A 20,370-nucleotide genomic window follows, 5' to 3' on the forward strand; every position below is an offset into this window, starting at 1 on the left:
GGAGCAACCGACGCCGACACGTATTGACCGCATCATGCGGCGAATCCCGCGGCGTCAGCTCACCGCGCCCCGGTCTCGCCGGTCGGCGAAGAAGTCGGTCAGCAGGCGGGCGCATTCGTCGGCGCGGACTCCGTGGGTCGTGACGAACTCGTGATTGAGGCGCGGGTCGCTGCCGAGGCTGTAGAGCGAACCGCACGCGCCGGCCTTCATGTCGGCGGCGCCGAAGACGACGCGGCCCACGCGGGCTTGCTGCAGTGCGCCGGCGCACATCGGGCACGGCTCGAGGGTGACGACGACGGTCGCATCGGTCAGCCGCCACGAGCCGATGGCCTCGGCGGCGTCGCGAACGGCGAGGAGCTCGGCATGGGCCGTCGGGTCGTTCGTCGCCTCGCGTTCGTTGTGTCGGCGGGCGACGACGCGGCCGTCGACGACGACCACGGCGCCGACCGGAACGTCGCCGTGGCCGGTGGCCAGCGCCGCCTCCTCGAGGGCGAGGCCCATCAGTTCGTGGTCGTCGAGATCGCTCACCCGGGGGAGCGTATCGGGGTGCTTCAGACGGTGGCCGCGCCGAGCGGCCGCCGGACTGCCGTCGACCGTGAACGGAACCAGTACTGGGCGGTGCCGAAGTCGGCGACCATCACCGCGATGACCACCGCAACCAGGTCCCCCGTCGGCGTGAGGATCCCCGTCGTCACGACGACGACCGTGCCGAGGACCCATCCGGCATCGGCCAGCGAGACCAGCAGTGAGTCGCGCCGGAGTCGCCCCGCGTCGGCTCGTGCCGTCGCGAACACGATCGCGGCGAAGGCGACGAGACCGGCGCCGAGGACGCGGGTGAGGGCCACGTGGTCGATGCCGAGTGTGCGTGAGACCCACGAGCCGGCGATGAGCGCCGTCGTTCCGCTGACGATCGAGAACATGGCGTTGGCTTGCAGTGTGCGCCGCAGTCGGCGAAGCGGGAGTGTCGGTGTGTCGTTCATGCGCTGAGGGTCGCGCCCCTCGGGGATGATGGCGATGACGCAACAGGTAATCGTCCCGGTGACCTGAGCATCCCTACGATGACGCCATGCCGCGCAGTGCTGTGCCCGTGATCACGTTCGGAGACGAACTCCGTCGATGGCGGGAGGCTCGGCGCCACAGCCAGCTGGCGCTCTCGGCCGCGGCCGACGTGTCGCAGCGTCACCTCAGCTTCCTGGAAACCGGGAAGTCCAAGCCCAGCCGCGAGATGGTGCTGCATCTCGGCCGTTCGCTCGACCTCTCGCTACGCGACCAGAACGCGCTGCTCGCGTCGGCCGGGTTCGCTCCCGAGTATGTCGAGCGCGGGCTCGACGACCCCGACCTCGACGAGGTCCGGCACACGCTCGACGCGGTACTGGCGGCACACGGCCACATCCCCGTGTATGTCGTCGATCGTGGTTGGGACCTGGTGATGGCCAATCCGGCGTCGCTGGGGCTGGCCGCGCTCGCGGAGGTCGATCCGCCGATCGAGGTGTCGCGCAACGTGATGCGCACCTGCTTCCATCCTGACGGCATCCGTTCGAAGGTCCACGAGTGGGAGCGGTTCGCCACGGTGCTGCTGCACCGCCTCGAACGCGAGATCATCGACCGACCCTTCGACAGTCGCCTCACCGATCTGCTCGCCGAAGCCCGCACGTACCCCGGTGTCGCCGACCTGCCGGGGCGTCCTCCGTTGCCGACCGGCAACGACCTGATGCTGCCCACGCAGCTCGAGACGCCGGCGGGAACGCTGCGCCTGATCTCGATGATCGCGACGATCGGCGCACCGTTCGACATCACGCTCGAGGAGCTGCGCATCGAATCACTGCTCCCGGCCGACCGTTTCACCGAGTCGGTGTTGCGAGCGGCGCTTCCGTCCAACCCCGAGGTTTCCGAATGAACCCTGAACCACCGCCCGACGTGCCCGAGGTGCTGCGGCACTATCTGCGCATGTGGAACGAGCGTGATCCGGCCGAGATCCGGGCCCACCTCGACCGCTGTGTCGGCGACGACTGCTGGTGGGTCGACCCGGTGCACCAACACACCGGACGCGATGGGCTGGAGGCGAACGTCCGCGAGTTCAGAGCCACGTACCCCGATGCCGACCTCGGGCTGGGCAGCAATGTCGACAGTCACAACGGGCGCCACCGCTACGAGTGGTACATCACGTCGTCACCCGGCGAGCTGTTGATCCGCGGGCTCGATGTGGTGACCGTCGACGACGACTCGGGGCTGATCAACCGGGTCGACGGGTTCTTCGGTGCGTTGGACCGTTCCGGTCCAGGAAGCTGACCGGGGCGAGCGAGACGACATGGCACGTATGACAGGTCTCGAGAACGACTGGCAGGCGAAGGTCAAGCGGGTGTTCATCGTCCCACTCCTGGTCGGCAACATCGCCGTGGTCGTCGCCGGCCTCGTGACCGGGTGGTGGGGCGTGGCTGTCACCGCGGCCGGCCAGTTCCTGCTCTTCGGTCTCGTCGGTCTGAAGCGATGGCGAAACGTCAATGCAGCCCCCGCCATCGTCGTCGGTGCGGTGGGCGTCGTGATCGCGCTGACGCAAGGTGTCGGCGCGGTCGTGCTGGCGCTGGCGTGTTTCGCCCTGCTCCTCGTCTACGTCTTCTGGTACTCGCGGAACGGTCGCACGCCCAGCGCCGCGCTCGCGATCGGCTCGCCGTTCCCCGAGCTGCAATTCACCGATCTGGCCGGTGCGTCGGTGAGCTCGATGTCGTGGGCCGGTCGCGCGACCGTGTTGCTCTTCTATCGCGGCAACTGGTGTCCGCTCTGCAACGTGCAGGTGAAGGAGTTGGCCGAGGGGTATCGAGACATCGAGGCGCTCGGTGCCCGCGTCGTCCTGGTCAGCCCGCAGCCGGCTGAGGAGTCAGCGAAACTCGCGGCCCGTTTCGATGCGCCGATGAGCTTCCTCGTCGACGTCGACAATACCGCGGCTCGTCTGCTCGGTATCCAACATCCCGGCGGCGCCCCGCTGGGTGTCGTCGGCGAGGGCGAGTCCGTGCTCCCCACCGCGATCGTGCTCGATGCGGAAGGGGTGGTCCGCTTCTCCCACGAGACCGACAACTATCGATTCCGTCCCGATCCGGCACTCTTCCTCGACGCCCTTCGTGCGCTGTAGCGGGTGTCTGACACCGGTGTGGCGGGGGTCTGACACCCGCTACAGGCCGGCGTACCAGTCGTAGCCGCGCTCGCCCCAGTAGTCGGCCGCCTGTGCGGTGCGGAAGTGGATCCGGCCGATGCGCTTGATCTGTTTGATGCCGTACTTCAGTGGCGTGGCGAGTCGGAGCGGCGCCCCGTTGCGCAGGCTGATCGGGACACCAAGGTTCTCGTGGGCGAGCAGCGTCTGGTCGTGGCGCATGGTCTCGATGTCGACGCTGACGTAGTACCCGCGGTCGGGTGTCTCGAGGTAGACGTCGGTGATCTCGTCGGGGAGCTGGTCGTCGTAGCGGGCCATGAAGTCGGCGAACCGGGGTCCACCCCAGTTGGTGATCTGGGCCCAGCCCTCGATGCACTTGTGTTCGATCGTCATCTCGTGCTGCGGCAGGGCTTTGATGTCGTCGAGTGTGTGGGTGCCCAGCGGCGCGCCGTCGGGGCCGAAGACCTCGAGGCGCCATGTCTCGAGGTCGATCTCGTCGCGCAGGCCGATGGTGCCGTTGACCCGAAGGACCGATGCCGAGTCGCGCGAGAAGGTACGGGCCAGGTGGTCGTCGCGAAACAGCGACGACCAGATCGACTCGTTCAACTCGTGGCCGTTGCGCAGCACCTGGGGGATGTTGTCGACCTCCGGCTGGTCCTGGATCCACCGCCATCCGCGGTAGCCGGCGAAGCTGGCCGCTCCGCCGACGAGCAACGACCGCCGTGACCGGCGCCGGTACTCCTCCTCGGTGAGTTCGGGCTTCTCAGGCATCGGTGGTCTCGCGCTCCTCGACCTCGTAGCCGGTGACCATGCTCATGAAGTTCCGCCGGCCGGCACGGACGACCTGGAGGATGTGGACGACGAAGAAGAGGACGAATGCAATCGTCACGCTGAAGTGGATGACCCGGGCCGATGTGTAACCGCCGAGGATCCACGTGAGGAACGAGAGCTGTGTCGGTTTGAAGATCGCGAAGCCGGAGAGGATCGCCAGGGCCCCCAGGAGCAGCACCAGGGAGTAGACGAAGCGCTGGGCCTCGTTGTAGCGGCCGCGCACGGCCGGTGGCTCCTTGCGGAGATGGAGATCGTGCAGCACCGTGTGGGTCACGTCTCGAGCCACGGCTCTGACGTGTTGACGGGTCGGGAAGATCTCCCGCCATTCACCCGTCCGCCAGATGTAGACGGCATAGGCAAGCCCGTTGAGGGTGAAGAGCCAGGCGAAGTTGAAGTGGAACGCCAGACCACGGGCGAGTCGGCGATTGAGATCGAGCGTGTCGTAGAAGGAGTCGGGGAAGAACCCGAACCACTCCCAGCCGAAGATGCCGAATGCATAGACGTCCTCGGCCTTGTAGATGCGCAGGCCGCTGTAGATCATGATCACGATCAGTGGGAAGTTGATCCAGTGCATCCAACGGTTGCCGCGGCGGTGCTTGAGCACCGCGACCCGCTCGGGGGCGGTCGTTCGCTGAACGTTTGTCACGGTGACTGAACGTCAGGGCGCGGTCATTGGTTCCCGAGGTTCGTCCTCGGTCTTCGTGGCCCGTCGGCTGTGTACCAGTTCGTCGATGACGAACACGATGCACCCGCAGACGACGAACATGTCGGCCACGTTGAACACGGCGTACCAGGTGACGTCGATGAAGTCGACGACCTTGCCGGACAGGAACCCCTCGTCGGCGCGGAACACGCGATCGAGCAGGTTGCCGAGCGCGCCGCCGAGGATCGCGGCGTAGAGCCAGGTCCGGATCGGCCGCGCCTCGCGCCAGATCTGCACCGCGATGAAGATCGACAGGGCGATCACCAACAGGCCGACGAGGTTGCCGCTCCCGCTGCCGGTGCTGAACGAGAACCCGCTGTTGAACGCCAGGTCGAACTCGAGGGTCGGCACGATCTCGATCCGGCTGCCGTCGGACAGGCGGTTGAGCGCCCACTCCTTGGTGATCTGGTCGAGTGCGATGCAGCCGACGACGATGAGTGCGGCAGAGGCCAGCCGGCGCCCGTGAGACATGGCCGTCAACGTACCGGCCGCCGCGGAATCTTCGGCCCGCGACCGACGTTGGGACGACTCATGAGCACTGCCCACCCTCCACCGTTGTCGATCGCCGCCGTGATCGGCAGCCTTCGTTCCGCCTCGTTCAACCGCGCCGTGTTCGACGCCGCGGTCGACCTCGCGCCCGCGGGCGTGTCGCTCGTCGAGGCACCGATCGTCGATGTTGCGCTGTTCAATCAGGACCTGGAGGGCGACGGCGAGCCCGACGCGGTCGTCTCGCTCAGGAAGGCCGTTGCCGCGGCCGAGGCCCTGATCATCTTCACCCCCGAGTTCAACCGCTCGATGCCGGGCGTCACGAAGAACGTCGTCGACTGGCTGTCGCGTCCCAGCGACGATGCGGCGATCGCGGGGAAGCTGGTCGGGATCGTCGCAGCCAGCCCCGGTCGCGGCGACGCGCCCGGATCCAGGAGCCAGCTCACGGTTGCGGTGACCGGCGCGGGAGGCGTGGTGCACGATCCGACGCTCGGGATCGCCTCGATCTCGCGAGCGCTGTCCGATGGTGTGCTCACCGACGACGCGGTGCTCGCCGCGGTCGGCGAGTGGTTGCGCGGGTTCGTGGCGGCCGCGCGGGGTCGGCGGTCGGCCTGACGCGAACGGGCCCGCAGCGCCGAAGCGCTGCGGGCCCGCATGTCGCGTGGTCGTTCCCCGATCAGCTGGGGAAGGCGGCCTTGGTGCGCCAGAGCCGGCCGATGAAGGCGGCCATCTGCTCGCGGGTGACGAAGTCACTCGGCGCATAGGTGGTGCCGGTGGTGCCGGTGGTGATGCCGAGGCCGTAGATGCACGGGATGTCGTTCTTGGCGAACGAGGTGGCGCTGACATCGGTGAACGGGGTCGTGCCACCGGAGCACTCGTCACCGGTGAGCTCGCGGTAGAGGCGGGCCATGAAGGACGCCATCTGCTCGCGGGTCACGGAATCGGCGGGCGAGTACTGGGTCGCCGAGGTGCCGGTGGTGATGCCGAGGCCGTAGATGCACGGGACGTCGTCCTTGGCGAACGAGGTGGCGCTGACGTCGGTGAACGGCGTCGAGTCGCTCGGGCACACCCGGTACTGATCCTCGACCCAGTAGAGGTCGCCGGTCTCGTTGTCGGGCGTGGTCCACGCCAGACGACCGTCGGCCATGAGGATCGCGTCGATGTGGTCGGCGAAGCTCTCGGCGCCGTCGGTCGTCGTGGCGGCGAGGGGGTTCGACAGCTGGGCGACGGAGATCTGCTCGACCCACGTCGTGCCGTTCCAGGCCGAGGCGCCCACGTGACCGGCGTAGTTGCCGTCCTGCCAGATGATGACCGGCATGCCGGCCCGGTCGAAGAGGACACGTGCGGTTTCGGACCAGCCGAGTTCGGCGATCAGTCGATCGGTCAGGATCTCCTCGAAGTCCCAGCTCGAACCGTCGAACACGCCGTAGGAGGTGTGGCCGTTGTCGTCGTCCTGGATGACGATCACGAGATCGCCGTCGGGGTCGATGTTGAGGCCGGGTCGGCCGTCTGCCCCCGTGTAGGTCTCCGCATCGGAGAGCGAACGCGTGCCGAGAACCAAGGAGTCGGTCCAGGTGCCGCCGCTGCGGCGGGCGAGGCGCTGCTCGTCATTGCCGCTGTCGGCGTAGGCGATCGCGGGCTGTCCTTCGAACAGGATCGCGTCGATCTCATCGCCGACGTCGGTGCTGGTACCGTCGCCGTCGCTGTCGACCAGCGCATCACTCCACGTTCCGCCGGCGCGTTGTGCGAAGCGGACGGTGTCGCCGTTCTGGTAGGCGATCGCGGGGTTGCCGTTCGCGAGGACGATCAGCGAGAGCGCGTCGCCGACGGTGCCGCTGGCGTCGACCGTGACCGTGGTCCAGGTGTTGCCGCTGCGCTGCGAGAACTCGAGCGTCTGAGCCGCCGGGTCGCGGTAGGCGATGGCCGGTTCGCCGTCAGGCATGACGACGATGTCGATCGCGTTCCCGTAGTCGCCGCTCGTCCAGCTGTCGATGACGGTGCGGTCCCACGTGCCGTCGGCGGCCCGTTCGGACACGACCGCCGATCCGTCGCCGTTGTCGTCGTTGTGCAGGACATGCGCGACGACGGGGCGTCCGTCGTCGAGCAGTGCGGCGGCCGAGGCGTCGCCCGACTGGGTGGCGTTGCCGTCGCCGGTCGCGTCGATGACCTGGGCCATGCCGCGGATCTTGTTGGCGGTTTCGGCCCGGAAGACGCCGTCACCGGTGTCGTCGTCGGCCTGGATCTGGATCTGGTACTGGGTGCCGGCGGTCAGTTCGAGCGCGAGGGCGCGATGGCCGTCGACCGAGCAGGTGAGGGGCGTGAGGCTTCCGAGGCTGCTCCCGGTGAAGACGGTGAAGCTGAACTCCTCGCTCGACTTGAGCTCGAGCATCCATGGCCCCGTGGTGGTGGGTGTGAACGAGAGCCAGCCGGTGTCGGTCGTCGTGGCGACGCCGCACGCGTCGGGCTCGGAGGCCTGGGTTCCCTCACTTCCGTCGAAGGAGAACCCGCGCACGGCGCTCGGCGCCCCTGCTCGGAAGGTGACCGCGTCGCGGTCGGCGAAGTCGTCCGCCACCGGGAAGGCGCGGACCACGCCCACGCCGCCGCTGCCGCGATCGCTGCTGCTGTTGTGCCCGAGCTGGACGTGGATCACGTCGTCCTTGGCCATGGTCTCGGGGCCGTCGACCGTGTCGTAGCTGCCGTCCTCGTCGTCGTTGCACTCGCCGATGGAGTTGTCGACGGCGTCGGAGTAGCCGACCTCGGTGTCGAAGTTCGAGCCGGTCGCGTAGACCAGATAGTCGCCGGCGGCCGGCGCGGTGAATTCCCACCAGGCGGTCGGGCCGTCGTCACAGAGGTCCTCGCCGACCTCGGTGGTGGCGTCGCGGAGATCGGCGCGTTGCTCGATCCCTTCGAGGATCGTGGTGGCGTCGTCGAAGTCGTCGTTGGCCGGTGCGGCCGCGGCTGCGGGCGACACCATCGTCGTGCTGATGGCCAGCACGACTGCTGCGGCCTTCGCTCGGGTCAATCTCATGGAATCTCCTGTTGCTGTGGCGCGGCCGTTCGGCCTTGGCCAGGAGACCTATCGGTCCGCGATGTCCCTCGCTGAAGGGATTGCCACGCAACAGCGCCCCGATCGGGCGACCGGGGCGCTGTGGTGTGCTGGCGGAGGGTATGGGATTTGAACCCATGGAGGCTTGCACCTCACACGCTTTCCAAGCGTGCCCATTCGGCCGCTCTGGCAACCCTCCTGGTGGATCCCCGCGGTGTGGGTTCCGGCCCAGAAGGGTAGCGTGATTCCTGCAACGCCCGTTTCGGGGTGTGGCGGTCGGGTCCTGTGCAACGGGCACCCGTGAACCGAGTCAGGGCCGGAAGGCAGCAGCTCTCAGCGGAGCTGCCTGTGTGCCGCAGATCGCCTGGCCGCCACTCCCGGGAACGGGCGTCGTCGTGCGACGGCCGTCGGCAAGCAACGGGCGTCGTCGCGCCTAGAGTCGGGTGTGCATGGCTTACCAGTCGCTCTACCGCCGATATCGCCCGCAGAAGTTCTCAGAGATCCGCGGTCAGCAGCACATCGTCACGGCGTTGAAGAACGCGGTGGCGAAGGGCGAGGTGGGCCACGCCTACCTGTTCCACGGCCCGCGGGGACGGGGAAGACGACCTCTGCCCGGGTGCTCGCGAAGGCGTTGAACTGCACCAATCTGGGCGACGATTCCGAGCCGTGCGGCGAGTGTGAGAGTTGTGTGGCGATCGAGGAGGGTCGTTCGTTCGATCTCCACGAACTCGACGCTGCGTCCAACAACGGCGTCGAGGACATGCGTGACCTCCTGGCCAAGGTCAACCTGGGCACCCCGGGCAACGTCAAGGTCTACATCCTCGACGAGGTCCACATGCTCACGCGCGGCGCCGAGAACGCGCTGCTGAAGACCCTCGAGGAACCGCCCGATCACGTCATCTGGGTGTTGGCGACCACTGAACCGCACAAGGTGGTGCAGACGATCCGCAGCCGCTGCCAGGTGTTCGAGCTGGGACTCCTGGGGGCCGAGGAGATGGCCGCCCACGTGCGCTGGATCATCGACGATGCCGGGCTCGATGTCGACGAGGCCGCGGTCGATCATGTCGTGTCGGTCGGTGGTGGTTCGGCCCGAGACACGCTCAGCGCGCTGGATCGGGTGGTCGCGGCAGGCGGGGTCGTCGAGATCGACCAGTCGACCGATCGCCTCTTGTTCGCGCTGGCCGATCGTGACGCCACGGTCGCGCTCGCATCGGTCGGCGACGCGTTGGGCCGCGGCAGGGATCCCCGCACCATCGGCGAGGGTGTGCTCGCCGGTCTGCGCGACGCGTTCCTCACGGCGATGGGTTCGCCGCCACCGCGGCTCACCCCCACCGAAGCGCTGCGGGCCGAAGAGATCTCGGGGCGAATGACGCCGGCCGCGATGACCCGCTCGCTCGAGGTGTTGGGCACCGCACTCGTCGACATGCGCCAGGCACCCGACCCGCGTGTCGATCTCGAGGTCGCCCTCGTCCGGTTGTGCCGTGCCGACGCCGATCGCTCCGTCGACTCGCTGGTCGAGCGGATCGATCAGCTCGAGGCCCGTCTGAACGGTGGGGCAGTCGCGACGGCGGTGGCGTCGGTGGGCCCGCCGGTCGTGCCGGCCGAGCCTGCCGCCCCGCCGGCGCCTGCCGAGCCGGTGCGGGCAGCGCCTCCGGTCGACACCTCGACCGCGTTGGCGCCTCCGCCCAGCCTCGCCTCGGCGGGTGCGCCCGAGCCGGCCGTGTCGAGACCCGACGGGCCCGCCGCCGCGGCCCGGGCTGCTCTGGCGCAGAAACTCGGCCGCCCCGCTCCCCCCATCGAGCCGGTCACCCTGGATCCGGACCCGGTGCCGCCGCCTCCTCCGGTGGGTGGGGTGCCCGACGCTCCGGCTGCCTCTTCGGAGTCTGCGCCGGCCAACGGTGGGCCGGAGTCGGGGTCCGGACTCGCCGCCCTTCGTCCCGAGTCGCCCCGCGAGGTGGTCGGTCTCGCCGCGGAGCACCTCGGCATCGACAAGGACGTGGTCGTGGCTCGGGCCAACGAACTCCTCGGGCCGGCCGACGGTTCACGCTCCGTCGAGCAGTTGTCGTATCTCTGGCAGGAGCTCGTCGCGGAGTTCGGTACGAGCGCGACCGCGCCGCTGATCGCCGCCGTACCCGACCTTCCGCCCGACCCGGATCCCCGGCCGCGGGTGGCCGACAGCGGCCCGCCCGACTCCGAGCCCGACCCGGGGATCGATCCCGATCCCGGCCTCGAGGAGATCGACCTCGACGACCTCGTCGATGCGCCGGCCCACACCGAGCAGTTCATCGAGAAGGTGACCGAGGCATTCCCGGGCGCCGAACTCCACATCCCCGAGGAGCACGTCGAATGACCGACACCCCAGACCACAATCCGCTTGCCGGCGGCATGCCCGATCTCGGCGGCCTGCTCGAGTCGGCGCAGCAGATGATGGCCAACGCCCAGGCGGCGGCGTCCCGAATCGTCGAGGGTGCCTCCGGCGGCGGTCTCGTGAAGGTGGAGGTCGACGGCCACTTCGACTTCCACTCCATCTCCATCGATCCGTCTGCGGTCGACCCCGACGATGTCGCACTCCTCGAGGACCTCGTGCTGGCTGCGTTGAGAGATGCGTCGGCCCAGCTGCAGTCCGGTCAGCAGGGAGCCCTCGGGGGCATGGACCTGGGTGGATTCGATCTCGGCGGGCTGGGCGGGTTGCTCGGCGGCGGAGATCAGTGAGCTACTCGGCCACGGTCCAGGAGCTCATCGACCAGCTGGGTCGGCTTCCCGGGATCGGCCCGAAATCAGCGCAGCGCGTCGCCTTCTACCTGTTGAAGGCGCCGCCCGAGGAGGCATTGCGTCTCTCGAGGGCCATCGTCGACGCGAAGGAACGCGTCTCGTTCTGTGCGCGCTGCTTCAACCTCTCCGAGGGCGGCGACGAGTGTGCGATCTGTCGTGACCCTCGTCGGGAGGAGCGCATGCTGTGCGTGGTCGAGGACAGCCAGGACATCGTGGCCATCGAGCGGACCCAGGAGTTCCGGGGCCGCTATCACGTGCTCCAGGGCGCGTTCAGCCCGATCGACGGTGTCGGGGTCGAGCAGCTCCGCGTCAAGGAGCTGATGACCCGGGTCGGGCAGGAGGACATCGAGGAGGTCATCGTCGCGACCAATCCCAACCTCGAGGGCGAGGCGACCGCGTCGCTGCTGGTCAAGTACCTCAAGCCGATGGGGGTGCGGGTGACTCGCATCGCCAGTGGACTCCCGGTCGGCGGCGATCTCGAATACGCCGATGAGTTGACGCTCGGGCGTGCGCTCGAGGGCCGCCAGGTCCTCGATGCCGGCACCGCTGCCGACGTCTGACGTCTCCGGAAAAAGGATCGAGGCGCCGTCTCGTGCCTGCCGGGCGCGGGCGGTATGGATAGACCGGCAGATCCGAGACGACGCCTCGAACTCCACGAAGGTGGGGGGAGGATGGGTTGGTATCCGATCCCGTTTCCGTGTTGCGGTTACATTACGATATTGACATCGAGATGACAAGCAACTTCTGAAGATTTCTTTTCGTCATCGACGACATGGGTCCGAGATGTGGCGGGGCGCGGCAATCCGAGGCGGTATGGCGCCGTGCTTCAGGCGGACTGGCGCTGTTCGGGGACCCCGTCGGCCGACGCGCGGTCGTCGGCCCAGTGCACGTCGCTGTCGGGATCCTCGACGGTCAGGGCGAGCTCGGCGCTCTGGCTCACGCCCACCCGGGAGACCGACGCCTGGATGTCGGTCATCGCGGCCTTGAGTCGATCGTGGACGTCGCGCTCGGCGGCGAGCAGCCGGTCGAGACGCTGCTGCGCCTCGTTGATCACCTGGGTCGAGCGCTCGCGGGCGTTCTTCTCGGCCGTCGCCAGGATCTCCTCGACCTGTTCCTTTGCCGCTTCGAGGCGTTCGGCCGCGGCCTTCTCGCCCTCGGCGATCGTCTTCGCGGCGACTGCTGCGGCATCGCCGGTGATCCGCTGGGCATCGCCCTCGGCGGCCGCGCGCACGGCGTCGGCGTCCTTGGTGGCCGAGGCGATGAGGTCCTCGCCCGACTTCACCGCCTGTTCGAGCACCGCGCCGACCGATTCCGACACGCTCTTCACGCCCTCGCGCTCGAGGGCGCGCATCCGTTCGGCGGCTCTGCGAAGGAGGTCGCGGACCGCGTCGGGGTCGAAACCGGCGTCGGTCGTGCCGAACTCTGCGCGTTCGAGGTCCTCGGGCGTCACATCCACAGTGCGAGTATTCCACCACGCAGCGCGTCGGTGGTGGCAGACGACCACGCGCCCTACGATTCGGCCCATGCAGCTCACCGAAATCGATCACATCGCCATCGCCGTCAAGGATCTCGAGGCCGCGATCGCCTACTACGGCGAGGCCTTCGGTGCCGAGGTGCACCACCGCGAAGTCGTGGAGTCCGACGGCGTCGAGGAGGCGCTCATCAAGGTGGCCGACAGCTACATCCAGCTCACCGCCGCCACCAACGACGACTCGCCCATCGCCAAGTTCCTCGAGAAGCGGGGCGAAGGTCTGCACCACGTCGGCTATCGGGTCGACGACTGCGCCGCGGCCCTCGCACAGATGGTCGAGGCCGGCGCCACACCGATCGACCAGGCCCCGCGCCCGGGCTCGCGGGGCACCACCGTCGCCTTCGTGCACCCCAAGGGCAGCTTCGGCACCCTCATCGAACTCGTCCAGGAGTAGCCCTACCTTCTTGGGGCATACCTTCTGGGGTCAGACACCCATACCTTCTCGAGAAAGTATGGGTGTCTGACCCCAGATACTTTCTCAGAGGGTGATCATGCCGGTGGGGGTGAGGATCGTGGCGGTGAGTGACCGGGCGCCTCGGGTGATGTCGACGGGCACCGCGTACTCGGTGAGCCGGCTCGCGATGGCCGGATCGGGATGGGCGAGGTCGAGTGCCATCAGTTCGCATCCCACTGCAGAGGCGGTCGCGGGCGAGTCGCCCGGCCACTCGATGAGGAACGGCAGCACGCCATCGCCCTCGGTCGGGGGTGCGGTCAGGCGCCAGCGCAGCACTCGCCCGTCGGGTGTGGTGCGCTGCATCGAGAACGCATCGCCCGGATCCACGCCGCGGCTGCGGGCCCAGTCGATCCAGAGATCGATGTCGGGGACACCGGCCGCCCAGGCGACGAGCGCCGGTTCGTGGATGTCGTCGAGGCCGAACGGACGCGGACCGGGAGGGTCTTGCTGGCTCGGGTCCGGCCCGATGATCTCCAGATAGGCGGATCCACCCAGGCCGAGCAGGACGTTGCGCGAACCCAAGCCGTCGTGGCTCCCGCCGACGGTGGGCTCGACTCCCCACGTTTCCCGGATCTGCTCAACGGTCGCGTCGAGGTCGGGGGTTGCGTAGACGAGATGGTCGACGATCGCCTCGAGCCGTGCGGCTCGATTGATCGTGGGGTCCTTGGGTCGACCGCCGAGATCCACGGCCACCAACCCGCGGGCGTCGGCCAGCGCGTCCTGACGAGACAGCTTTGCCTGGCGTCCGTCGGCCAGCAGGAACCGTCCCCGCAACCCGCTCCGGGCCCGGCCGACCCTGTCCGGGAATCCGAGTGACAGCACCGCGCCCATGTCGCCCAGGTCGATCGGCGTCTCGACGATGCCCTGTCGTCGCGCCAGGTCGTGGGCCCGGTCGCGCACCTGGCGGATGGCGCGGCCGTCGGCATCGGGATGGTGGCGGTCGCGATCGAGGACGAGCAAGAGCCGTTCCTCGAGATCGGCCGGCAGATCGGCGGGGCGACCGCGCAGTACGTCGCGGTCCTCGAGCAGCGCCGCGAGGACGCACGACAGCCACGGATGGCGGGACTCGACCACCATGCGTGCCAGTCGTGGGTGGGCCGGCACGCGGGCCATCCACAGGCCACGTTCGGTGGGGTGTCCGTCGGCGTCGAGCGCGCCCAGCCGACGAAGGAGTGCGACGCCGTCGGCCCAGCTCTGCACGGGTGGCTGATCGAGGAACGGCACGTCGGCCGGGTCGGTGATGCCTCGTTGCGCCAGGTCGAGCACGAGGTCCGACAGCTCCACCTCGGTGATCGCCGGCGCAAGGAAGGGAGCGCGGCTGCCGTGCTCGAGCTTCGACCACAGTCGGATCGCCACGCCCGGGCCAGTCCGTCCCGCACGGCCGGCTCGCTGATCGGCCGATGCACGCGACGTCGAGACCGTGTGGAGCGCGGTCATTCCGGTGCGGGAATCGTGGCGCGGCACGCGGGCGAGGCCGCTGTCGACCACCGAGCCGATGCCCTCGACCGTCAGGCTCGTCTCGGCGAGGTCGGTCGCCAGCACGATCCGACGCATCGCTCGGGGAACGAGCGCCGCGTCCTGCTCGGCCGATGGGAGCGAACCGTGCAGTGGCATCACGGCCGGCCCGTCGGGACCCAGGCGGCCGACGAGCTCGCGTTCGGCGCCGCGGATCTCGCCGACACCGGGCAGGAAGACGAGCACGTCGTCGTGGCCCCGCAGCGCCTCGTCGACCGCTCGGACCACCGCCGGCACCAGCGGGTCCCGCCGCTTCCGGGGCCGCCACTTGATCTCGATCGGGTGGGTACGGCCCGCCGACGAGATCACCGGCGCCGGCTCCCCGGTTCCCAGCAGCGCGGCCACAGCGTCGCCGTCGATCGTCGCCGACATGACCAGCAGCCGGGCCCGCAGGTCGTGGTGCCGTCGCGAATGGAGGGCGAGAGCCAGTCCCGTGTCGCCGGGCAACGAGCGCTCGTGGAACTCGTCGAAGATCACCAGTCCGGTACCGACGAGGGCCGGGTCGTTGACCAGCCGGGCGGTCAGCACGCCCTCGGTCACGACCTCGATGCGGGTCGACGGACCGATCCGGCGATCGTCCCGGGTCACCCATCCGACGGTCTCGCCCGGTTGCTCGCCGATGAGCGACGCCATACGTCGCGCCGCCGCTCGGGCGGCGACCCGTCGCGGTTCCAACAGCACGATCTTGCCGCTTCCCAACCAGGGCTCGTCGAGGAGCCGCAGCGGAACGATCGTGGTCTTGCCCGCCCCCGGTTCGGCCTGGAGCACCGCGTGGCCGGCTCCGGCGAGCGCGGCCCGGACTTCGTCGACGACCTCCTCCACGGGTAGGTCGGTGGGTGGCAAGGACATGGCCAGCATCATGGCGCGTCGCCGGAGCGGTTGTGCGAGGCTGCGGCTCGTGAAGGTTCATCTCGTCGACGGCACCTATGAGCTGTTTCGGTTCCACTACGCGCCGTCGAACAAGGACCCACGTCTCGGCGCGCAGCGCGGTGTGCTCAACACCGTGCTCGATCTCGTGGCCGGAGGCGCCACCCACATCGGCATCGCGACCGACCAGGTGATCGAGTCGTTCCGCAACGATCTCTACGAGGGTTACAAGGACGGCAGCGGCGTGGAGCCCGATCTGCTCGCCCAGTTCCCCGAGGTCGAGGAACTGCTCGAGCTGGCCGGCTTCGCCGTGTGGCCGCAGGTCACCCACGAAGCGGACGACGGCATGGCGGCGGGTGCGGCGATGGCCGCCGCTGACCCCCGGGTCGAGCAGGTGATCATCTGCACCCCCGACAAGGACCTGGCGCAGTGCGTGACCGCCGACGGGCGGGTGGTGCAGCTCGATCGCCGCCGCGAGATGGTCTACGACCGAGCCGGCGTCATCGAGAAGTACGGCGTGCCCCCCGAGTCGATCCCCGACTATCTGGGCGTCGTGGGCGACACGGCCGACGGCTTTCCCGGGTTGCCGGGCTGGGGAGCGAAGTCGGCGGCCAAGATCCTGACCCGTTTCGGGCACATCGACCGGGTCCCGTTCGACATCGCCGAATGGGATGGCGTCGACGTCCGCGGTGCGGCCAAGTTGGCGGCGACACTGCGCGACCACTTCGAAGATGCCCTGCTCTTCCGGCGCATCGCGACCGTCGACCTCGATGCGCCGGTCAGTGCGTCGGTCGACGACATGCTGTGGAAGGGTCCGACTGCCGGATTCGACGAGCGATGTGCTGAGATCGGCGCCGAACGGGTCGCCGCGCGGGCCCACGAACTCTTCCGGACCCACGAGCGCTGAGATGGATCCCGACAAGGCAGTGAAAATGGCCGCCGAGGTCGACCCGGACCTGGCCGCCCGGCTCCGCTTCATCTACGAGATCGACCGGCTGAAGTCGGTCCTTCGCCGCAACCTGCTGTCCGATGCGTCCCGCAACGAGAACAGCGCAGAACACTCGTGGCATCTCGCGATGGTCGCGATGGCGATGGCGCCCCATGCTGCGGAGCCCGTCGACATCGAACGGGTGATCCGGATCCTCCTGGTCCACGACATCGTCGAGGTCGACGCCGGCGACGTCGACATCTACGACGTGGAGGCCCGCAAGGCCAAAGAGGTCGAGGAGGTCGAGGCGGCCGACCGGATCTTCGGGCTGCTGCCCGAACCGGAGGCTTCGGAGTTGCGGTCGCTGTGGGACGAGTACGAGGCGCGGGCGACGCCGGAGGCTCGCTTCGCCTACGCCTGCGACCGGCTGCAGCCCCTGATGCTCAACCTCGGCACGGGTGGTGCGACCTGGCACGCCCGCGGGGTGACCTCGTCGCAGGTCAAGGCGATCAACGGCGCGCTGGCCGACGGTCTCGCCGGCGTGTGGCCGGTGGCGGAGCGACTCATCGACGAGTCGGTCGCCGACGGTTCGCTCGATCCCTGAGCGCTCGGCGTCTACACGCTCAGGTCGCGCTCGGCGACGAGGACGCCGTCGAGGTCGGCGACGATCCAGTCTCCCGGCCGGATCGTCGCACCGCAGAAGGTCACGACGACGTCGCGGTCGCCGAGGCCGCGCTTCTCGGTCTTGCGGGGGTTCGTCCCGAGGGCGTGGACGGCGAGGTCGGTCTCGGCGAGGATCGCGGCGTCGCGCACGGCCCCGTAGACGAGGATGCCCGACCATCCGTTGGCGCTCGCCGTTGCCGCCAGCTGGTCGCCGACCACGGCGCGGCGGCGTGAACCGCCGGCGTCGATGACCAGAACCTTTCCGGTGCCATCCTCGGCCACTGCCTCGCGGACCAGGGAGTTGTCCTCGAAGATCTTGAGCGTGACTGCGGTGCCGGCCATCCGGTCACGACCGCCGAGTGATCGGAACACGTCGTCGAGCACTGTCAGTTCGTCGTCATGGTCATCGCAGAGATCGGCGGTTGCCGGCAGGTCGTCCATGGCTCCATCTTGGCAGTCGGCTGCGGAGACCATCGATCCGTGGAAAACTCGGCCCATGCGGGTCTTCGTCGTGCGTCTGCTGGTGGTGGCGGTGCTCGCCTCCGCCTGCGGCGACGGCGGCACCGATGGGGCGACCGATGGGGTGGCCGAGGAACCGCCCACGACCGCGACGGTGACCGTGTCGACGACACCGGAGTCGACCTCGCCCCCGGTCCCGACGAGCCTGCCCGACGCGGTGACCTTCGAGCCGGGCGGCGATCGTACGCTCGCCGTGGCGGAGTTCCTGAGCTATCAGTGGTCGACGCTGGAGCTCTGGCGTGACGGGTGGGTGGAGATCGCCGCGGTCGCCACCGGTCCGCCGGTGCCGGATCGCGATTCCGACATCGGGCGGCTCTTCTCCGACCAGGTCCACGACGCCATCGACGCCGCGGGGGCGACCGACATGGTCGGGGCCTACGCGGCGGTCACATCAGCGGGGCTCGCCGGTGAGGTGCTCGCCGTGCTCGCCGCCCACCCCGAGGCGGAGGACGCGATCTTCGGCCCCGGCACCCTCACCATGAGCGCCTCCGTGACGGACGACGGGCGCGAATGGACGACCCGCTCGATCCCGGTTCTTGCCCTCGGGCAGCGGGTGGCGTCGGCGTCGGACGGCGACCGCATCGGCCTTCTGCTGGCAGGCGGCGACACCCACGAGGTCCGGTTGGCGATCACGCCCGATCTCGATCATTGGTCGGTCGCGTCGCTGGTCGTCCCGTTTGCGGCCGGCCAGGGCGACTACGACGTCGTCGCGATCCCGGGCGGCGGGTGGCTGGTGATCGCCAAGGACTACGAGACCCCTGCCCGGCCGACGGCGTGGGTCGTGTCGGACGGGGCCGAGGTGATCGACGCGGTGCTCCCCGGCGACGTGGACTGCTGTTCCTTCGAGGCGACGGCGGCCGGACTGTTCGCCCACGAGGGGAACTTCGGGACGCCGTCGTCGGCGTGGTTCTCCGCGAACGGCATCGACTGGGAGCCCCGCACCGTGCCGAACGGGCAGCGCATCACCGGCGCCGCGTCCGTGGTCGACGGCTTGGTGGTCTCGGTCCGCGACGACGATGCGGCGACGACCACCCAGTGGCGGGGGACCCCGGACGGGCGCGACTGGACCGCGACGGAGCTCCCTGCGGAGATCGAATGGGAGCTGTCGGTGATCGACCAGCACCACGAAGGGATTGCTCAGTTCGTGGCCGTGCCCGGCTGGGGTGAACGGGGTTACCAGCCGCCCGTACCCGCTGCGTCCTTCACCGTGGACCACGGTGGATTCCGTTTCGACGCCACGATCGGCGCGACCACGGACCGCACGTTCACGGTGACGGTGACCGACCTGGCCGACGGGGAAGTGGTGTTCGACGAGTCCGGTCCTATCGCCGGGCTGCTTCCGGCATGGGCCCGAACCACTGGTACCGACCTCGAACTGCTCGATGCCGACGGCGCGGTGGTCGTGTCGATCCCGCTCCCGCCCTTCGAGGAGGCCTATCAGGCGGCGTTGGCCGAAGTGGAAGCCGCCGAAGCGGCGGCCGGCGACCCCGTCGACCAGGCCTTCCTCGACAACAGCTATCTGCTCTACTCCCTCGACGGAGTGGCGTGGTCGTCGATGGTCATCGACCGGGAGGGCACGTCGACGCCCTGGCTGGCCTCGTCGATCAACGGCAACCGGGCGCTCATGGCCAACGACGACGGCACCTATCGGGTCCTCGAGCTGGTCGCCCGTTGACTCGTCCATGGGACGACGCAGGTGGACAGGGATGCGATGGCTTCATGCGACGGCCGCCGACCGCTGTGTTTCGATGCGGCCGATGCGCGGGCCGACCCGTCGACGAGTGGTCGCTCACCCTTCGGCGGCGAGGACCGCACTGATGCCGATCGGTGCCGCGGTCTCGAGCTGGTCGTAGGTGCACGACTCGGGGTCGCGGTCGGGCCGCCAGCGCACGAAGCGGGTCGTGCCCCGGAAGCGGCCGTTGAGCACCGCCTCGTACTTCACCTCGGCCACGAGTTCGCAGGTCATCGGTACCCACGCGGCGGTGTCGCGACCCTGGCTCCAGCGATTCGGTGTGCCGGGCATGAGACCGTCCTCGTGGGCCTCGGGGTTCATCCACTCCGACCATGGGTGTTCGCTCGGATCGTCGAGGACGTAGGGCGCCAGCGTCTCCACCAGCTCGGCCCGCAGGTTCGCCGTGAAGCTCGATGCGACACCCATGTGCTGGAGGCGGCCGGCGTCGTCGTGGAGGCCGACCAACATCGACCCGACACCGTCGCCGTCCTTGTGGAGGCGGTAGCCCGCAACGACGACATCGGCGGTGCGCGTGTGCTTCACCTTGAACTGCGTCCGCTTGTTCGGCATGTAGATGCCGTCACGGGGCTTGGCGATGAGGCCGTCGAGTCCGGCGCCCTCGAAGGTGACGTACCACTCGTGGGCGATCGTGCGATCGAGGGTCGAGGGGACGAGATGGATCGGCGCTTCGAACGCGGCGCCGAGCGCCTCGAGGATCCGGCGGCGGTCGCGGAACGGTTCGTCGGTGAGGTCGGTGTCGTTGACCGCGAGCACGTCGAACGCGACGAACTCGGCCGGGGTCTCCTCGGCGAGGCGATTGACCCGCGACTCGGCCGGGTGGATGCGCTGCTGCAATGCGTCGAACCCGAGATGGTCGTCGACGGTGATGATGATCTCGCCGTCGACCACACAGCGCTCGGGAAGACAGGCCTTGAGCGGCTCGATCAGCTCGGGGAAGTACCGGGTGAGGGGCTTTTCGTTGCGTGACCCGAGGTACACCTCGTCGCCGTCGCGAAAGACGATGCAGCGGAACCCGTCCCACTTCGGCTCGAAGGCGAGGTCGCCGATCTCGGGGATGCCGTCGATCGCCTTGGCCAGCATCGGCTTCACGGGCGGCGCCACCGGGAGGTCCATCCCGGCCAGACTAGGGCCCCGGGGCTTGCTCCCGCAGCGGACGC

Annotated in this window: 21 protein-coding genes, 1 tRNA gene and 1 other RNA gene; 12 read left to right on the forward strand and 11 right to left on the reverse strand. The window is 69.0% G+C overall.

Annotated features, from left to right (window positions below):
• Nucleotides 1-54 precede the first annotated feature (54 nt).
• Together tadA and R2707_17940 are read right to left on the reverse strand one after the other, a co-directional pair.
• On the reverse strand, nucleotides 55-528 hold the full coding sequence (tadA, locus tag R2707_17935) for a tRNA adenosine(34) deaminase TadA (GenBank protein ID MEZ5246977.1): 474 nt from the start codon (nucleotides 526-528) through the stop codon (nucleotides 55-57).
• A 23-nt stretch (nucleotides 529-551) separates the two neighbouring features.
• The gene (locus R2707_17940) at nucleotides 552-980 is read right to left on the reverse strand and encodes a hypothetical protein (GenBank protein ID MEZ5246978.1); all 429 of its coding nucleotides are present in this window, start codon (nucleotides 978-980) and stop codon (nucleotides 552-554) included.
• Between the two features lie 86 nt (nucleotides 981-1,066).
• Between R2707_17940 and R2707_17945 the strand changes: the two genes are divergently transcribed.
• The 3 genes from R2707_17945 to R2707_17955 are packed head-to-tail and all read left to right on the forward strand — an operon-like array spanning nucleotide 1,067 to nucleotide 3,127.
• Entirely contained in the window at nucleotides 1,067-1,897 is an 831-nt protein-coding gene (locus R2707_17945; protein ID MEZ5246979.1) for a helix-turn-helix transcriptional regulator, read from the forward strand.
• Nucleotides 1,894-2,289, forward strand: coding sequence for a nuclear transport factor 2 family protein (locus R2707_17950; GenBank protein ID MEZ5246980.1), 396 nt, complete (start codon nucleotides 1,894-1,896; stop codon nucleotides 2,287-2,289). Before R2707_17945 ends, R2707_17950 begins: the two co-directional genes overlap by 4 nt.
• Nucleotides 2,290-2,308: 19 nt before the next feature.
• Nucleotides 2,309-3,127 (forward strand): peroxiredoxin family protein, encoded by an 819-nt coding sequence (locus R2707_17955; protein MEZ5246981.1) that lies wholly within the window; start codon nucleotides 2,309-2,311, stop codon nucleotides 3,125-3,127.
• 39 nt (nucleotides 3,128-3,166) lie between these two features.
• Here the strand turns inward: R2707_17955 and R2707_17960 are convergent, their stop codons facing one another.
• The 3 genes from R2707_17960 to lspA are packed head-to-tail and all read right to left on the reverse strand — an operon-like array spanning nucleotide 3,167 to nucleotide 5,150.
• Nucleotides 3,167-3,916 (reverse strand): molybdopterin-dependent oxidoreductase, encoded by a 750-nt coding sequence (locus tag R2707_17960; protein MEZ5246982.1) that lies wholly within the window; start codon nucleotides 3,914-3,916, stop codon nucleotides 3,167-3,169.
• Complete coding sequence (locus R2707_17965; protein ID MEZ5246983.1) at nucleotides 3,909-4,622, reverse strand: cytochrome b/b6 domain-containing protein; 714 nt, start codon at nucleotides 4,620-4,622, stop codon at nucleotides 3,909-3,911. The genes R2707_17960 and R2707_17965 overlap by 8 nt, the downstream gene beginning before the upstream one ends.
• Before the next feature lie 12 nt (nucleotides 4,623-4,634).
• Entirely contained in the window at nucleotides 4,635-5,150 is a 516-nt protein-coding gene (lspA, locus tag R2707_17970; GenBank protein MEZ5246984.1) for a signal peptidase II, read from the reverse strand.
• Nucleotides 5,151-5,210: 60 nt separating this feature from the next.
• Here lspA and R2707_17975 point away from each other — a divergent pair, with 60 nt between their 5' ends.
• Nucleotides 5,211-5,780, forward strand: coding sequence for an NADPH-dependent FMN reductase (locus R2707_17975; protein MEZ5246985.1), 570 nt, complete (start codon nucleotides 5,211-5,213; stop codon nucleotides 5,778-5,780).
• Nucleotides 5,781-5,841: 61 nt separating this feature from the next.
• Here the strand turns inward: R2707_17975 and R2707_17980 are convergent, their stop codons facing one another.
• Nucleotides 5,842-8,193 (reverse strand): S-layer homology domain-containing protein, encoded by a 2,352-nt coding sequence (locus R2707_17980; GenBank protein ID MEZ5246986.1) that lies wholly within the window; start codon nucleotides 8,191-8,193, stop codon nucleotides 5,842-5,844.
• A gap of 129 nt (nucleotides 8,194-8,322) precedes the next feature.
• Nucleotides 8,323-8,410: transfer RNA gene (locus R2707_17985), tRNA-Ser, on the reverse strand.
• 75 nt (nucleotides 8,411-8,485) lie between these two features.
• On the opposite strand from R2707_17985, the gene ffs reads away from it, so the two are divergent.
• The 4 genes from ffs to recR all read left to right on the forward strand — a co-directional run bounded on the left by ffs (nucleotide 8,486) and on the right by recR (nucleotide 11,543).
• Nucleotides 8,486-8,584, forward strand: an RNA gene (ffs, locus tag R2707_17990) — signal recognition particle sRNA small type.
• 72 nt (nucleotides 8,585-8,656) lie between these two features.
• On the forward strand, nucleotides 8,657-10,561 hold the full coding sequence (dnaX, locus tag R2707_17995) for a DNA polymerase III subunit gamma/tau (GenBank protein MEZ5246987.1): 1,905 nt from the start codon (nucleotides 8,657-8,659) through the stop codon (nucleotides 10,559-10,561).
• Complete coding sequence (locus R2707_18000) at nucleotides 10,558-10,923, forward strand: YbaB/EbfC family nucleoid-associated protein (GenBank protein ID MEZ5246988.1); 366 nt, start codon at nucleotides 10,558-10,560, stop codon at nucleotides 10,921-10,923. The genes dnaX and R2707_18000 overlap by 4 nt, the downstream gene beginning before the upstream one ends.
• On the forward strand, nucleotides 10,920-11,543 hold the full coding sequence (gene recR, locus R2707_18005; GenBank protein ID MEZ5246989.1) for a recombination mediator RecR: 624 nt from the start codon (nucleotides 10,920-10,922) through the stop codon (nucleotides 11,541-11,543). The genes R2707_18000 and recR overlap by 4 nt, the downstream gene beginning before the upstream one ends.
• A gap of 266 nt (nucleotides 11,544-11,809) precedes the next feature.
• Here the strand turns inward: recR and R2707_18010 are convergent, their stop codons facing one another.
• Nucleotides 11,810-12,439 (reverse strand): hypothetical protein, encoded by a 630-nt coding sequence (locus R2707_18010; protein ID MEZ5246990.1) that lies wholly within the window; start codon nucleotides 12,437-12,439, stop codon nucleotides 11,810-11,812.
• 67 nt (nucleotides 12,440-12,506) lie between these two features.
• Between R2707_18010 and mce the strand changes: the two genes are divergently transcribed.
• Complete coding sequence (mce, locus tag R2707_18015) at nucleotides 12,507-12,908, forward strand: methylmalonyl-CoA epimerase (GenBank protein MEZ5246991.1); 402 nt, start codon at nucleotides 12,507-12,509, stop codon at nucleotides 12,906-12,908.
• A gap of 84 nt (nucleotides 12,909-12,992) precedes the next feature.
• Here mce and hrpB read toward each other — a convergent pair whose 3' ends face one another.
• A complete protein-coding gene (hrpB, locus tag R2707_18020) occupies nucleotides 12,993-15,332 on the reverse strand; it encodes an ATP-dependent helicase HrpB (protein MEZ5246992.1) in 2,340 nt (779 codons plus the stop codon).
• A gap of 49 nt (nucleotides 15,333-15,381) precedes the next feature.
• Here hrpB and R2707_18025 point away from each other — a divergent pair, with 49 nt between their 5' ends.
• Nucleotides 15,382-16,257 carry a 5'-3' exonuclease H3TH domain-containing protein gene (locus R2707_18025; protein ID MEZ5246993.1) on the forward strand — a complete coding sequence of 292 codons (876 nt, stop codon included), beginning with the start codon at nucleotides 15,382-15,384 and terminating at the stop codon, nucleotides 16,255-16,257.
• A 1-nt stretch (nucleotide 16,258) separates the two neighbouring features.
• Entirely contained in the window at nucleotides 16,259-16,882 is a 624-nt protein-coding gene (locus R2707_18030) for an HD domain-containing protein (protein ID MEZ5246994.1), read from the forward strand.
• 11 nt (nucleotides 16,883-16,893) lie between these two features.
• On the opposite strand, the gene rraA is transcribed toward R2707_18030, so the two are convergent.
• Nucleotides 16,894-17,382 carry a ribonuclease E activity regulator RraA gene (gene rraA, locus R2707_18035; GenBank protein MEZ5246995.1) on the reverse strand — a complete coding sequence of 163 codons (489 nt, stop codon included), beginning with the start codon at nucleotides 17,380-17,382 and terminating at the stop codon, nucleotides 16,894-16,896.
• A 55-nt stretch (nucleotides 17,383-17,437) separates the two neighbouring features.
• On the opposite strand from rraA, the gene R2707_18040 reads away from it, so the two are divergent.
• Nucleotides 17,438-19,135, forward strand: coding sequence for a hypothetical protein (locus R2707_18040; protein ID MEZ5246996.1), 1,698 nt, complete (start codon nucleotides 17,438-17,440; stop codon nucleotides 19,133-19,135).
• 114 nt (nucleotides 19,136-19,249) lie between these two features.
• Here R2707_18040 and R2707_18045 read toward each other — a convergent pair whose 3' ends face one another.
• On the reverse strand, nucleotides 19,250-20,326 hold the full coding sequence (locus R2707_18045) for an ATP-dependent DNA ligase (protein ID MEZ5246997.1): 1,077 nt from the start codon (nucleotides 20,324-20,326) through the stop codon (nucleotides 19,250-19,252).
• Nucleotides 20,327-20,370: the final 44 nt, after the last annotated feature.

This window comes from Acidimicrobiales bacterium (genome assembly GCA_041394245.1).
Classification (GTDB): Bacteria; Actinomycetota; Acidimicrobiia; order Acidimicrobiales; family Aldehydirespiratoraceae; genus JAJRXC01.

Excerpts from the sequence above, each read along its gene's own strand:
- R2707_18040 (MEZ5246996.1), top strand. The coding sequence starts at position 17,438 with ATGCGGGTCTTCGTCGTGCGTCTGCTGGTGGTGGCGGTGCTCGCCTCC.
- R2707_17945 (MEZ5246979.1), top strand. The coding sequence starts at position 1,067 with ATGCCGCGCAGTGCTGTGCCCGTGATCACGTTCGGAGACGAACTCCGT.
- R2707_17950 (MEZ5246980.1), top strand. The coding sequence starts at position 1,894 with ATGAACCCTGAACCACCGCCCGACGTGCCCGAGGTGCTGCGGCACTAT.
- R2707_17960 (MEZ5246982.1), bottom strand. The coding sequence starts at position 3,916 with ATGCCTGAGAAGCCCGAACTCACCGAGGAGGAGTACCGGCGCCGGTCA.
- R2707_17940 (MEZ5246978.1), bottom strand. The coding sequence starts at position 980 with ATGAACGACACACCGACACTCCCGCTTCGCCGACTGCGGCGCACACTG.
- rraA (MEZ5246995.1), bottom strand. The coding sequence starts at position 17,382 with ATGGACGACCTGCCGGCAACCGCCGATCTCTGCGATGACCATGACGAC.
- R2707_17975 (MEZ5246985.1), top strand. The coding sequence starts at position 5,211 with ATGAGCACTGCCCACCCTCCACCGTTGTCGATCGCCGCCGTGATCGGC.
- R2707_18045 (MEZ5246997.1), bottom strand. The coding sequence starts at position 20,326 with ATGGACCTCCCGGTGGCGCCGCCCGTGAAGCCGATGCTGGCCAAGGCG.
- R2707_17955 (MEZ5246981.1), top strand. The coding sequence starts at position 2,309 with ATGGCACGTATGACAGGTCTCGAGAACGACTGGCAGGCGAAGGTCAAG.
- R2707_18000 (MEZ5246988.1), top strand. The coding sequence starts at position 10,558 with ATGACCGACACCCCAGACCACAATCCGCTTGCCGGCGGCATGCCCGAT.
- lspA (MEZ5246984.1), bottom strand. The coding sequence starts at position 5,150 with ATGTCTCACGGGCGCCGGCTGGCCTCTGCCGCACTCATCGTCGTCGGC.
- R2707_18030 (MEZ5246994.1), top strand. The coding sequence starts at position 16,259 with ATGGATCCCGACAAGGCAGTGAAAATGGCCGCCGAGGTCGACCCGGAC.
- R2707_17980 (MEZ5246986.1), bottom strand. The coding sequence starts at position 8,193 with ATGAGATTGACCCGAGCGAAGGCCGCAGCAGTCGTGCTGGCCATCAGC.
- hrpB (MEZ5246992.1), bottom strand. The coding sequence starts at position 15,332 with ATGTCCTTGCCACCCACCGACCTACCCGTGGAGGAGGTCGTCGACGAA.
- mce (MEZ5246991.1), top strand. The coding sequence starts at position 12,507 with ATGCAGCTCACCGAAATCGATCACATCGCCATCGCCGTCAAGGATCTC.